This window comes from Pseudomonas migulae (assembly GCF_043225285.1).
Classification (GTDB): Bacteria; Pseudomonadota; Gammaproteobacteria; order Pseudomonadales; family Pseudomonadaceae; genus Aquipseudomonas; species Aquipseudomonas migulae_C.
Map to the genome: position 1 here is coordinate 6,406,033 of NZ_CP171224.1, position 12,779 is coordinate 6,418,811.

10 protein-coding genes are annotated in these 12,779 nt (G+C 60.2%); 6 read left to right on the forward strand and 4 right to left on the reverse strand.

The genetic code is table 11. The annotated features are described in order from the left end of the window. The first annotated feature begins 144 nt into the window (after positions 1 to 144). Positions 145 to 1,662, forward strand: a complete 1,518-nt coding sequence (locus ACF6ZU_RS29285; RefSeq protein ID WP_392889467.1) for a sensor histidine kinase — start codon at positions 145 to 147, stop codon at positions 1,660 to 1,662. 10 nt (positions 1,663 to 1,672) lie between these two features. Here the strand turns inward: ACF6ZU_RS29285 and ACF6ZU_RS29290 are convergent, their stop codons facing one another. Continuing rightward, a complete protein-coding gene (locus ACF6ZU_RS29290; protein ID WP_392889468.1) occupies positions 1,673 to 2,863 on the reverse strand; it encodes a patatin-like phospholipase family protein in 1,191 nt (396 codons plus the stop codon). Positions 2,864 to 3,258: 395 nt separating this feature from the next. On the opposite strand from ACF6ZU_RS29290, the gene ACF6ZU_RS29295 reads away from it, so the two are divergent. Beyond that, positions 3,259 to 4,278 carry a GlxA family transcriptional regulator gene (locus tag ACF6ZU_RS29295; RefSeq protein ID WP_392889470.1) on the forward strand — a complete coding sequence of 340 codons (1,020 nt, stop codon included), beginning with the start codon at positions 3,259 to 3,261 and terminating at the stop codon, positions 4,276 to 4,278. On the opposite strand, the gene ACF6ZU_RS29300 is transcribed toward ACF6ZU_RS29295, so the two are convergent. Further along, a complete protein-coding gene (locus ACF6ZU_RS29300) occupies positions 4,270 to 5,715 on the reverse strand; it encodes a mechanosensitive ion channel domain-containing protein (RefSeq protein WP_392889472.1) in 1,446 nt (481 codons plus the stop codon). The genes ACF6ZU_RS29295 and ACF6ZU_RS29300 overlap by 9 nt on opposite strands. Before the next feature lie 18 nt (positions 5,716 to 5,733). Then, positions 5,734 to 6,696 carry a LysR family transcriptional regulator gene (locus ACF6ZU_RS29305; RefSeq protein WP_392889474.1) on the reverse strand — a complete coding sequence of 321 codons (963 nt, stop codon included), beginning with the start codon at positions 6,694 to 6,696 and terminating at the stop codon, positions 5,734 to 5,736. 838 nt (positions 6,697 to 7,534) lie between these two features. On the opposite strand from ACF6ZU_RS29305, the gene ACF6ZU_RS29310 reads away from it, so the two are divergent. The 4 genes from ACF6ZU_RS29310 (at position 7,535) to ACF6ZU_RS29325 (ending at position 10,470) form a co-directional block, all read left to right on the forward strand. Then, positions 7,535 to 8,185, forward strand: coding sequence for a response regulator transcription factor (locus ACF6ZU_RS29310; protein WP_392889476.1), 651 nt, complete (start codon positions 7,535 to 7,537; stop codon positions 8,183 to 8,185). A 103-nt stretch (positions 8,186 to 8,288) separates the two neighbouring features. Continuing rightward, positions 8,289 to 8,663, forward strand: coding sequence for a response regulator transcription factor (locus ACF6ZU_RS29315; protein ID WP_392889478.1), 375 nt, complete (start codon positions 8,289 to 8,291; stop codon positions 8,661 to 8,663). A 234-nt stretch (positions 8,664 to 8,897) separates the two neighbouring features. Then, on the forward strand, positions 8,898 to 10,100 hold the full coding sequence (locus ACF6ZU_RS29320) for an NAD(P)/FAD-dependent oxidoreductase (protein WP_392889479.1): 1,203 nt from the start codon (positions 8,898 to 8,900) through the stop codon (positions 10,098 to 10,100). Between the two features lie 112 nt (positions 10,101 to 10,212). After that, positions 10,213 to 10,470, forward strand: a complete 258-nt coding sequence (locus tag ACF6ZU_RS29325) for a transmembrane sensor/regulator PpyR (RefSeq protein ID WP_392889481.1) — start codon at positions 10,213 to 10,215, stop codon at positions 10,468 to 10,470. Positions 10,471 to 11,246: 776 nt separating this feature from the next. On the opposite strand, the gene ACF6ZU_RS29330 is transcribed toward ACF6ZU_RS29325, so the two are convergent. After that, on the reverse strand, positions 11,247 to 12,701 hold the full coding sequence (locus ACF6ZU_RS29330; RefSeq protein WP_392889483.1) for an ATP-binding protein: 1,455 nt from the start codon (positions 12,699 to 12,701) through the stop codon (positions 11,247 to 11,249). Between the last annotated feature and the right edge of the window lie 78 nt (positions 12,702 to 12,779).

Genomic DNA, 12,779 nt, shown 5'->3' on the forward strand with positions numbered 1-12,779 from the left:
TACACGCACGTTGTGAATTGACACCCCGGTTTGGTACCTCCTTTCCAAAATGGGTTTTTGCGCTCTTCCTATCGAAAGGGCGCTTTTTTTATCGGTCCGTAATTGCGCATTTTTTTCTGCAAAAAATTAGGCGAGGGAAAAAACATGCTGCTCACCCGACTGTGCAAACGTTTTCTGGAGTCAGACCGGCTGGCGTTCATCGCCTCTGTTTCCGCCGCCGTCACCATCTCGATCATCAATCTTCTGATTGACTCGGATCTGGCGCATGCCGTGCTCTACATCACCCTGCTGTTTATGTCGGCGCATGTTTTTTCGATCCGGGTAGTCACCATTGTCGCGTTGTTCTGCTTCCTCTTGGTCACCGGAAGTTTCATCGTCGATTACTTCTACGAAGCGACAGGCAGCATCGTGGGTTACATCCGGTGCCTCGTTTCGCTGGTCACCATCACGTTGTTGACCGTACGCAGCAAATGGTCGACCAACGAATTGCGTCGCAACCAGGCCTTTCTCACCGGGGCGCAACGATTGAGCCGGACCGGCAGCGTCGGGTTGCGCTTCGATCACGGCCGCTGCAGGGAAGTACGCTGGTCCGAGGAAGCGTTCCGCATCTACGGTTACCCACGGGACATCGAACCGTCCTGGACGCTGATGATCGCCCGGCTGCACCCGGATGATCGCTCAATGGCCGACAACCTGTTTGCACAACTGGCGGCGGGCGAACCGGACATCGAGGTCGAACAGCGATTGCTGATGCCCGATGGCAATCCGCGTTACGTGCAGATGGTGATCAATGCCATCAATCCCAACACTCCCGCTCATAGCCGCGAGTACGTGGCGGCTTTGATGGACATCACCGCGATGCGCCAGGCCGAGCAGGCCCTGCTCGATTCCCGGGCGCAACTGGCACACGTCACGCGAATGACATCGCTGGGCGAGCTCGCCGCCTCCATCGCCCATGAAGTGAACCAGCCATTGGCGGCGATTGTTTCCAGCGGCGAGTCCTGCATGCGCTGGATCGACCGTGAAAAACCAGAACTGGAAGAGGCCAAGCTGTCCCTGCAACGTATCATCCAGTGCTCGCTGCGGGCCAACGATGTCATCGCGGGTATTCGCGCGCTGTCGAAGAAGTGCGTGCCACAACGTCAACATTACGCCTTCGACAAAATCGTGACGGACGCTTTGGTCCTGGTTCAGCACGAGATGAGTCACAAGCACATCAAACAGCAGCTATCGCTGGATGCGGCCAACGCCCGTATCAATGGCGATCGCGTGCAGCTGCAGCAAGTCATCATCAATCTGGTAATGAATGCCTGTCAGGCCATGGGCAATTCGTGCCAAGGCATGCGTTCGCTGAAGCTCCGTACCTGGGTAGAACGATGCGAGGTCATGATCGAAGTCAGTGACAGCGGCACAGGCATCGATGAGGCTGATTTGCCGTCACTGTTCAATCCGTTCTACACCACCAAGGCGGAAGGTCTGGGCATGGGACTGTCCATTTGCCGCTCGATCATCGAGTTTCACGACGGCAGGATCTGGGCCGCGAACAACGAAGGACAAGGCGCAACGTTCATGTTTGCCTTGCCGCTGGTCAGGCACACACAAGCCGTCTCGAAGACCTTCATCGGCCCTGGCGAGCAATCGCCGCGCCTGAGTTTCAGTTGACGATTGAACATCAATGCCCGCCCCCGCCAGCCAAGGGAGCCTCGTCGCCGGCTCGCGTCAGTTCGGCGTAGCTGGCCACGCCTAGGTCAAACAACCCGGCCATGCGTGCCGCCGCAAAATCCAGCGGGTCGGCGTCCATGTCGGACGGCAGCGCGACGTAACGCAGCTGGACGTTATGACGATGGGCAAATGCCGTGGCCATCGCCAGGTGCATGCGCAGATTGGCGCGGCTCAGTGAGTCGAACGAACGACCCATGATTGCCACGGCCCCACCACTCAACTGATTGTGACGGGGCGCCATCGGCGCGTTGATCAGTATGAATATCTTGCCGGGCATCAGGCTCGGCTGATTGATTTGCCACTGCACCAGTGCTTCGGGCAACAACATGAAAGGCGCGTTGATTCCACCGTCGGCATGGATTTCAGACGTATCGCCATCCGCGATCGGGACCGGCGGAAAGATCCCCGGCACACTGGCCGACGCGGTCATGATCGTGCGAAACAGGGCCAGCGCCTGCTGCTCGTTGCCAGGTTCCCGGGCAGACAAGGCAATCGCGCCCATGTCCCAGATGTTGGTTTCCTGGGTATCGAGATTGGTGGTCGCCACCAGTAATCGGCGACCCTGCCGGTGCTGATCGGCAACGGCTTGCAACAGTGCCGGGCTGGTGTAGCGCTCGATGAGTTCGGCGAGTGGTTCGCCGCTGTAAAGCGACGGTCGCGCCAGCATGCCGAGGCCGCGCTCGGTCAGTTGGGTCGCACCGACACTGCGGTAACCCTGGATCAGTCGGGGGTCCCAGTATTTGCCGGCAAAAGCCAGCGGTGCGATCAACGCGCCGGTGCTGACGCCGGTGACCAGATCGAACTCGGGACGTGTACCGCTGCGGCTCCAGCCGACCAGCACCCCGGCGCCAAATGCGCCATTGGCCCCGCCGCCCGAGATCGCCAGTGCCGTAATACTCGTGCGTCCGGCTTTTTTGCGATCCGCGTCCCACGCCTGCATGAACGCCATGGATTGCTCGGCGTTGTCGGCGACGAAACGAAAACGCTTCAATGACGAGAACTCTTGAGCCGGCTTAGGTGTTGAAACCGTGTCAATCATCGGTCGGCTGAGCGAGCCGCACCCGCTCGGCACGAGCACCGCAGTGAGCAGGATCAACAGCAACGCACGGTACACAACCTGGCCCGGAGATTTTTCGCTCATGGCAATGTATCCCCGGTCAGTGACTCGGCAGTAGCAAAGGGAAGCGAGATGAGAGAAAGAATAGAGCACCCCAAAAAAGTCGACCGCTTTGTTCCAGGCCGCAAACCAACCGAATGAGCAGGTTTCTTTCGGTATTTACTCAGGTATCAAACGCTTGCGGGATGAGCCACAACACCCGGTCCAACAGGAAACTCTAATGGCTGGTGCAGGCGATGAATATGACATATAACCCTGAATAACAGCCAACCGAAAAAACGGCGTTCAGTGCCTGAAACCGTCATGAACGCCGGTTATCGCGACAACTTGACAACTTTTAGTCGAGGGCTTATTTCACCTCGCGCCAGTGCTTTCCACAACGACGCCACTGCTGGCGAAAACCGAGTTTTGAAACGCCCATGAATTCGATTGTCTGCAACACCCATCCATCCACCGAGCCGCTGTCACAGGCACGCACCTTGGTATTTCTGGCCTACCCACAGATGGGGCTGCTGGACTTGACCGGTGCACAGACTGTGTTCTGGGCGGCATCCAAAGCCATGGCCGAGCGTGGTTTGCCCGGTTACGCATTACACACGGCCAGCCTCGAAGGTGGATTGATTGCCACCGCCGAAGGCCTGTCGGTGCACACGACTTCCCTGCACTTGTTCAACGACGTGGCGGTCGACACGCTGATCGTGCCGGGCGCGCCCAACATCCGCCAGGCAATGATCGATGGCGTCGGGCTGGTGAACTGGCTGCGCGATGCCCACGTCAGGGCCAAACGCACCGCCTCTGTGTGCAGCGGCACATTCCTGCTGGCCCAGGCCGGGCTGCTTGAAGGGCTGCGCGCGGCCACGCATTGGGCGATGTGCGACATGCTCAAGAGCGGTTTCCCGGCGATTGATGTCGACATCGATGCCATTTTCATTCAGCAAGGCACGGTCTGGACTTCGGCGGGCGTGACCACCGGCATCGACATGGCGCTGGCGCTGGTCGAGGCGGATTGCGGTCGCGAGGTCGCGTTGCAGGTCGCCCGGGAACTGGTGGTGTTTCTCAAGCGTCCCGGTGGACAGGCGCAATTCAGCGTGTTGCTGCAATCGCAAACGGAGGACAGTGCCGGCTTCGACGACTTGCACATGTGGATCAGCGCGAACCTCGGCGATGCCAGCCTCACGGTCGAAGCACTGGCCCGGCAGGCGCAGATGAGCCCGCGCAACTTTGCCCGGGTGTACAAGCGCAAGATCGGCCGTACACCGGCGAAAGCCATCGAGATGTTCCGCATGGAAGCCGCGCGGCGGATGCTCGAAGACTCCCAGCGCAACATCGACCAGATCGCTCAGTTGTGTGGTTTTGGCGACGAGGAACGCATGCGCCACACCTTCCACCGCCACCTCTCGATATCGCCACGGGAATACCGCAGCCGGTTCTCACGCTGAGAGCAGGCGTTTCTTCTGCAGCCAGCTCAGGAAACCGCTGCGCTTGACCTGCTCCGGCTTTTTCGCGACCACCGACTCACGAATGTCTTCGCGCTGGTGCTGCAAATTATCCAGGGCCAGTTGCAGTTCGCTGTAGTGCTCCAGTTGCGTGTCGAGCATGTCTTTCTCGATCCGGAACAACCGCCCGCTGGTGATGCTGCGAAACTCTCCTCGAGAACGTCCTTGCGCAAGGATCCCCTCCTCGCCCATGACTTCGCCCGGCCCCATGCGCCCGGCCTCGATGAAACGTTCACCGTCATGAATCGAAACCGAGACCACGCCCGTACTGATTACCATCAGGCAATCGGCGATTTCGTCGAACGCGAGAAGCACTTCGTTGGCCTGGTAGTCCACGGGTGTCATGTGGTCCGCGAGCCGGTCGCGCTCTTCGAAGTTCAGCGAGCGGAAGACCCTGACATCCTCAAGCAACCTTCGCGGACGGCTCCAGGACTGGCTGGCCACCGTGCTACCCCACGTGACACCGGCGGATTCGAGGTGCCGATGCGCGAGATCAAACATCAGGTTGCGCACTTCGGTCTTGTGCGACATCGATTGGACGAAGCCCTTGAGCTCATATTCGTTGTACTCCAGGTGCGAGCTTTTGACCGACACCTTGGGCGCGAATCCGGGGAGCAAGGCGCGGGTGCCTTGCAGGGCTTTTTCCAGTGCATCAATGGCCCGTCGCGGCCGCACGCTGCTGGGAATCGCCATGATGATACTGACGCCATGCACATTGCCGGGCCGGCTGAAGTTGAGGATCTTGGCTTTTGCCGCCACGGAATTGGGCACCACCGCCATCGCCCCCAGTTCCGTCAGCAGATGAGTCGAACGCCAGTCGATCTCCACCACTTTGCCTTCGGTGCCGTCGATGGAGATACGATCATCCAGTTCATACGGCTTGGTGGTGTTGAGCACGATGCCGGAGAACACATCGCTCAAGGTGCTTTGCAAGGCGAGGCCGACAACGATGGCCATTACCCCCGAAGTTGCCAGCAGGCCCTTGACGGGTAGCTGCAAGACAAAGGCAGCGGCCCCGACGATGGCGATCAGGAAAATCGCGGCACCGATCAAGTCGTGCAACAAACGTGAGGTATGCGCTTCGCGCGAGGTCAGGCCATTGCTCAGAATCACCGTCAGCGTTCTGGCCGCAAACAGCCACCAGGCAATGCCCAATACAGTCGCGACCAGGTTGAGGATCGCATCCTCCGGCCACAACGGCGGCTGCAACGGGCTGATGCCGGCCGCCATCAACACCCAACAGAATGCTGCAAACACGACAACGCGCAAGGAAATGCGCAAGCCCGGCCGGGTGACGCCGAGGCAGTGCCAAAGTGACAGATCCAGCAGGATCAAGACTGACCCGACGATCAAGGGGTGGGCTTGCAAGAAAATGAGCATGTTCTGGTCCTGGATGCGTCAAGCGACCGCTGAAATGTAAGCCTTGACCGGCATCTGGCGGGCAGGCGACGCAGTCTGTTCACAGAGAAACGCGCTGCACCGCGAGCGCAACCAGCGCTCACCGGGATCGTTATGCGTTGCCCCGCGCCACACCATCGAAAGCTCTTGCTGCGGCAATTCAACCGGGGCGAATTCGGCCCTCAGGCCACCGATCGAAGCCATGGAAAGTGCGATGTAATCCGGAACGATGGCGATCATGTCGCTGTTTGCCAGGAGCACCGGCAACGCGCTGAACTGCGGCACCGTCAACACGACTTTGCGTTGACGACCGAGCTGACTCAGCGCGCGATCGGCCTCTTCAATGACATTGCCCATCGACGACACAACGGCGTGTGGGCGGCGGCAGAATTCGTCCAACCCCAACTCGCCGGGCTGCCCGTCGGCGCGCAACAGCATCGGACGGATTGGCCGCAACCCTTTGCGCCGGGCGTTGGCGGGCAGCTCCAGGGTGTGGCTGATGCCCAGTGAGATTTCCCCCGAGGTCAACAGTTGCGACATCTGCCAGTGATCCGCACGGCGCACCACCAGCGTCATGTTCGGCGCCTCGATCCGTAGACGGCGTAGCAGCAATGGCAGCAGCGCGTACTCGACATCGTCCGAAAGGCCGATGTGAAAGGTCGCTTCGCTGGTGGCAGGATCGAATGCCTGGCACCGACTCAGGGCCGCCGCGATGCCGTCGAGAGCGGGTGCGAGGTTGGAGAATATCTCTTCCGCACGGGAGGTGGGCTCCATGAACCGGCCCGAGCGAATAAACAGCGGATCATCGAACATCAGGCGCAGACGGCCGAGCGCACTGCTGATGGTCGGCTGACCGAGGAACAGCTTTTCGCCGACTCGGCTGACATTTCGTTCGTGCATCAGCGACTCGAAGACCACCAGCAGGTTGATGTCAGCACGACGCAGGTCATTTCTGTTCATCATGGGAAACCGCCCGGCCATGAGGCCACTGAGGTTAGAGAGTTGGCGTGTCACCTCGCCCCTTCAACCAGCCCGGAGCAGTGATGCGCGGTGTATGAACAGGTTATGCGGGAGGCCGGGTTTCGTATGTCGTACCTGAGGTCAGGTGGATCATCCATGGGTGTAGCGTTCGATACTTGAGTATGGGGTTGGGTGGGATTCCGGGGCTTGGTTTGACGGTGGCGGCGGCCGCAAGATCGCTATCGCCAGCAAGCCGGCTCCTACAGGGGGTTGGGGTGGATGGTGGTTGTATGTTCGCCACGAACTTGTAGGAGCCAGCTTGCTGGCGATGGCGGCCGTGAGATCGCCATCGCCGGCAAGCCGGCTCCTACAGGGGATTGGGGTGGATGGTGGTTGTATGTTCGCCGCGAATTTGTAGGAGCCAGCTTGCTGGCGATGGCGGCCGTGAGATCGCTATCGCCGGCAAGCCGGCTCCTACAGGGGATTGGGGTGGATGGTGGTTGTATGTTCGCCGCGAATTTGTAGGAGCCGGCTTGCTGGCGATGGCGGCCGTGAGATCGCCATCGCCGGCAAGCCGGCTCCTACAGGGGGTTGGGGGGATGGTGGTTGTATGCTCGCCACGAATTTGTAGGAGCCGGCTTGCTGGCGATAGCGGCCGTGATATCGCCATCACATGACGAGCCGCCTGGCCGTTTTTCAGGGGTTTATGTCCTAGTTGGATGGGAACGATTGCTTCTACGATGGGCAACCATGCTCCGCCTCTCGACACACGGAGCGCATGACACCAAAGAAGAAGTCCAGCCCGAGGACCGTTGATACCAATGCCCGCTACGGAAGCACCATGAACGAACATCACCCCATGAACAAAGTCGTCAACAACGAGCCGCTCGTGTTCATCGTCGATGACGACGCACCGTTGCGCGAAGCGCTCGGCAGTCTGTTGCGCTCCATCGGTTTGCAGGTCGAGCTGTTTGGCTCTGCCGCCGAATTCATGAATTACACCCGCCCGGACATTCCCAGCTGCCTGGTGCTGGATGTGCGCTTGCAGGGCACCAGCGGGCTGGATTTTCAACATGAGTTGGCGGCCGCCAACATCAACCTGCCGATCGTGTTCATGACCGGGCACGGCGACATTGCCATGACGGTACGGGCGATGAAGGCCGGTGCGGTGGATTTCCTCGCCAAACCGTTTCGCGAACAGGACCTGATCGATGCGGTTTCCGCCGCCCATGCCCGCGACAAGTCGCGCCGTGAAGCCGAGCGCGGCAACGATGAGTTGCGCGCCCGCTATGCGACGCTGACCCCGAGGGAACAAACCGTGATGACCCTGGCGGCGTCCGGACTGATGAATAAACAGATTGCCGGCGAAATCGGCCTGAGCGAGATCACGGTGAAGATCCACCGTGGCCAGGCCATGCGCAAGATGTTCGCCCGTTCTTTCGCCGATCTGGTGCGAATGGCCCAGGCACTCGGCGTCGATCGTCCTCAATAAGGTTTCTATACGCACGTATAGTATTCCGCGCGGCAGGACGGCGTATCTTGCGCTGATGGCGGGCGCCCTCGATGGGCTACCCGAGATCAGTCCGGGTAAATCAATGTCCTGCACTTCTATTGTTTCCGTTGTCGACGATGACGAGTCCGTGCGCACCGCACTGGACAGTCTGTTGCGCTCCCACGGCTATACCGTGCGGGTGTACGCCAACGCGGAGGCGTTTCTGTCGTCCACCGGGCCACAGGACACGGGCTGCCTCATCTCCGACATACAAATGCCCGGCCTGTCGGGCATTCAAATGTATGACGAGCTGTCGGCCAGGGGCATCAGGGTACCGGTCATTTTCATCACCGGTTACCAGGGTGCACCGCCCCGGGTCAGCGCCAATACTCCGGTTCCCGTCGCTTACTTTCCCAAACCTTTCCCCTGCGCGGCCTTGATGGCCTGTGTCGAAGACATCCTCAATCGTCAGGCCTGACCCTCGATACAACCGGCCTTAATACCTTGGTATGCCCACCTCACACTTAGGCGTGTTCGTACGAACCGTATGTAGAAGTGTCCTGCTCCTGTCCCCTCGATACCATCTTCTCCAGCGAACCGAAACAAGCGCTGCGGTGATCCACTGAAGCCTCGCTCCTGGATCAACCTCGACACGGTCACGCTTAAACAGACAACCCATTCAACGTTCGACTTTGTCTTCAGGAGTAATCCCATGAAACAGAACATCCTAGTAATTGGCGCCGGGTTTGGTGGGGTATGGAGCGCATTGAGCGCCGCCCGTCTGTTGGACCAGCATGACCGTAACGATGTGCAGATCACCGTCCTCGCCCCTCAGGCCGAACTGCGCATCCGTCCGCGTTTTTACGAGGCCGATGTCCACACCATGATGGCGCCGCTCGGAGACCTGTTCGACGCCGTCGGCGTGAAATTCGTCAAAGGCACCGCCGACCATATCGATGTCGAGAACAAGCAGGTCGCCTACAGCGATGTGTTTGGCACGCAAGGCAAACTGAGCTACGACCGACTGGTGCTGGCCGCCGGCAGCCGTGTGATCCGTCCTGCGCTCGAGGGCATCATCGAACACGCCTTCGACGTCGATCAGATCGAAGAAGCGACTCGCCTTGAAGCCCACATCAATGCACTGAAGGATTTGCCGGACAGCGCTGCGCGCAACACCGTGGTGGTTGCTGGCGGTGGTTTCACCGGGATCGAAACCGCCACCGAAATGCCGGCCCGCTTGCGTGCCGTCCTGGGTGACGGTGCAAAAATCCGGGTCATCGTGGTCGATCGCGGTCCGCAAATCGCGGCCTCGATGGGCGATGGCATTCGTCCTTCGATCGTTGAAGCGTCGGAACACCTGGGCATCGAATGGGTACTCAACACTTCGGTTGCTTCGGTCGATGCAGGCGGCGTGACGCTGGCTGACGGTCAGCGCATCGAATCCAACACAGTGATCTGGACCGTTGGTTTCCGCGCCAGCCCGCTGACCGAGCAAGTGGTCGGTACTCGCGATCCGCAAGGTCGTCTGCACGTCGATGGCAACCTGAAAGTGCTGGGGCATGCCGATGTCTACGCTGCCGGCGACGTGGCCTACGCCGCCACCGATACGGTCGGCAACTTTGCCGCCATGTCCTGCCAGCACGCCATCAGCCTGGGCCGTTACGCCGGGAACAACGTCGCGGCTGACCTGCTGGGTGTGGCGCCGATCACCTACAGCCAGCCCAAGTACGTGACCTGCCTGGACCTGGGTGCCTGGGGCGCGGTCTTCACCGAGGGCTGGGACCGTCAGTTGAAACTGGTCAAGCACGAAGCGAAAGAGCTGAAGACACAAATCAACACCGTGTGGATTTACCCGCCGGCGGCTGATCGTGCGATCGCACTGGCGGCTGCCGACCCGTTGATTCCCGTGGCCTGAGTCGCCGCGCAATGAATGCCCGCGGTAACGGCAGTCCGGGCCGCAACCCGGCTGCCGGTCGAGGCTGGGGGCACTTATTGCAGTTTTCCGTAACAACCCTGGGGTGACTGCCATGTATGGCTTTTTCGAGAATCCGAATCGCGTGCTGAAGCTGTCTCATGTGCTGCTGATCGGCGGGCTGGTCATGCTGGTGGCAGGGATCATCCTGGCGTACTTCTGTGATGCTTACCTGACATTGCCCGCGCTGGTCGGTGCCCACGCCATGACGATTCTCGGCCCGACCGCGATCAAGCTTGGCTATGTGATGCGGCTGCTGGCGTTCAATCGCCTGCGGCTCGACCGGGTCGCCAGCCACGCCATGGCGGTGTGATCCGAACGCTCTTCCCTGCCCGGCTCAGCGCTCTCCTTGCTGACCCGGCACTTCCCAAACGCCCGCCACCCGTTTTTTTGGCGGGCGTTTTTTTGTTTGTGCGGTGAGCGGGATCGATGACTTGCCCGACTCATCCTGTACACCCATCACCTATAGGAGCCCGGCTTGCCGGCGATGGCGTCCGTGAGATCGCCATCGCCGGCAAGCCGGGCTCCTACAAGTTTTGTGTCAACCCTGAATCCCGCACACAACCACGATCCGTAGGAGCCAGCTTGCTGGCGATGGCGTCCATGAAATCGCCATCACCGGCAAGCCGGGCTCCTACAGGTCTTGCGTCAACCCTCAATTCCGCACACAACCACGATCCGTAGGAGCCAGCTTGCTGGCGATGGCGTCCGTGAAATCGCCATCGCCGGCAAGCCGGCTCCTACAAGTTTTGCGTCAACCCTCAATCCCGAACACGCCCGAAATCCGTAGGAGCCGGCTTGCTGGCGATGGCGTCCGTGAAATCGCCATCGCCGGCAAGCCGGGCTCCTACAAGTTTTGCGTCAACCCTCAATTCCGCACACCCCCACGATCCGTAGGAGCCAGCTTGCTGGCGATGGCGTCCGTGAAATCGCCATCGCCAGCAAGCCGGGCTCCTACAAGTTTTGTGTCAACCCTCAATTCCGCACACACCCACGATCCGTAGGAGCCAGCTTGCTGGCGATGGCGCCCGTGAAATCGCCATCGCCGGCAAGCCGGCTCCTACGGTTGGTTGTTCGGTCAGTGCGCTATCAGGCGACAGCCACTTCACTGCTCAACACAGGCAATGCGATCGAAAACACCGCCCCTTGCCCCTGATTACTGGTGGCCCAGATCCGGCCTTCGTGAAACTCGATGATGGTGCGGCAGATCGAAAGCCCCATGCCCAGCCCATCGGCCTTGGTGGTGAAGAATGGATTGAACAACGACGGCAACGCCTCTTCGCTGATGCCCACACCACAATCCCGAACTTCCAGGATGGCCTCGCCGTCATGCACCCAGGTGCGGATTTTCAATAGACGCGTACGCGGGTCGACCTCGGTCATCGCCTGGCAGGCATTGATGATCAGGTTGAGGATGACTTGCTGCAGCTGGACCCGGTCGGCGCTGACCTGCACCGGCGTCAGCGCCAGTTCCACGCGCAACTTCACGTGGCCGCGGCTCAATTCGTACTGCACCAGGCCCAGGGTCTCGCTGACGATCTCGTTGAAGGATTCGCGCTGACGTTCAGGGTCACCGTTGCGCGACAAGGTGCGAATGCGCCGGATGACTTCACTGGCGCGCACGGAACTGCTGATCATGCGGTCCAGCGACGAACGCACTTCGCCCAGGTCGGGTTCGCTGCGGTCGAGCCAGCGGTGGCAGGCTTCGCCGCTGGTCCTGATCGCCGCCAGCGGCTGATTGACTTCGTGCGCAATCGACGCCGCCAGCTCGCCCAGCGAGGTTACCCGCGTGACGTGGGCAAGTTGCGACTGGGATTGAAACAGCGCGTCCTCGGCCTTGCGCGCCGCCGTGACATCCATCACCGCGCCGACGTACTCGAAGCCACCGTGCTGGGCCGGCAACGGGTTGGCGATCATGTGGATGTGCTTGATACGCCCGTCCGACATCTGCAAGCGATGCTCGACTTCCAGGCGCGGTTCGTGGCGCGAGAGTTGATCGAACACGGTTTCCACCAGGTGCCGGTCATCGGGATGGGTGCGCGCCAGGACCTTGAGCATGCTCGGCGATTCTTTCAGCGAGTACTCGAAGATCCTCGCCGTCTCCGCCGACCAGAACATCTCCGAACGGTCCACCCGGAACCCCACGCTGCCCACCTGGCTGAGCCGCTGGGCACCGACCAGGTACGTCTCGTTGCGCCGCAACGTATCCGCAAGATATTTGCTGCGCAACGCCAGAAACGTGATGGCGGACAACGAAACAATGCAACGCACATAAGCGCCCACGGCTTCGGTGTTCAGGTAGTCCTGCTCGACGATAAAAATGATGGTCAACACCGACAGGCACGCCAGCGCAACGGTGATCACCAGCCTCACCGAAAACACGTTGGCGGACATCAGCACCAACGTCACATACAACACCGTCGTCGCCACACTCAGGTTGGTGAAAAACTTGAATACGACGACGAACGAGGCGACAAGCAACGCAATCAGCAGCGCCATTGCATCGGTCTGCAGATAGTCTTTTCTCAGGGTCACGGGCGTCATGGTTTATCCGGGCTGAACGGGTAATCGGAATACCCGCAGCGGACCGTTAGCCCCGCACCGAGCTACTGAAAAATCTAC

Bases quoted from the DNA above. Each gene is read 5' to 3' on its own strand.
- ACF6ZU_RS29295 (WP_392889470.1), top strand. From the start codon at position 3,259: ATGAATTCGATTGTCTGCAACACCCATCCATCCACCGAGCCGCTGTCA.
- ACF6ZU_RS29310 (WP_392889476.1), top strand. From the start codon at position 7,535: ATGAACGAACATCACCCCATGAACAAAGTCGTCAACAACGAGCCGCTC.
- ACF6ZU_RS29330 (WP_392889483.1), bottom strand. From the start codon at position 12,701: ATGACGCCCGTGACCCTGAGAAAAGACTATCTGCAGACCGATGCAATG.
- ACF6ZU_RS29320 (WP_392889479.1), top strand. From the start codon at position 8,898: ATGAAACAGAACATCCTAGTAATTGGCGCCGGGTTTGGTGGGGTATGG.
- ACF6ZU_RS29325 (WP_392889481.1), top strand. From the start codon at position 10,213: ATGTATGGCTTTTTCGAGAATCCGAATCGCGTGCTGAAGCTGTCTCAT.
- ACF6ZU_RS29285 (WP_392889467.1), top strand. From the start codon at position 145: ATGCTGCTCACCCGACTGTGCAAACGTTTTCTGGAGTCAGACCGGCTG.
- ACF6ZU_RS29305 (WP_392889474.1), bottom strand. From the start codon at position 6,696: ATGATGAACAGAAATGACCTGCGTCGTGCTGACATCAACCTGCTGGTG.
- ACF6ZU_RS29315 (WP_392889478.1), top strand. From the start codon at position 8,289: ATGTCCTGCACTTCTATTGTTTCCGTTGTCGACGATGACGAGTCCGTG.
- ACF6ZU_RS29300 (WP_392889472.1), bottom strand. From the start codon at position 5,715: ATGCTCATTTTCTTGCAAGCCCACCCCTTGATCGTCGGGTCAGTCTTG.
- ACF6ZU_RS29290 (WP_392889468.1), bottom strand. From the start codon at position 2,863: ATGAGCGAAAAATCTCCGGGCCAGGTTGTGTACCGTGCGTTGCTGTTG.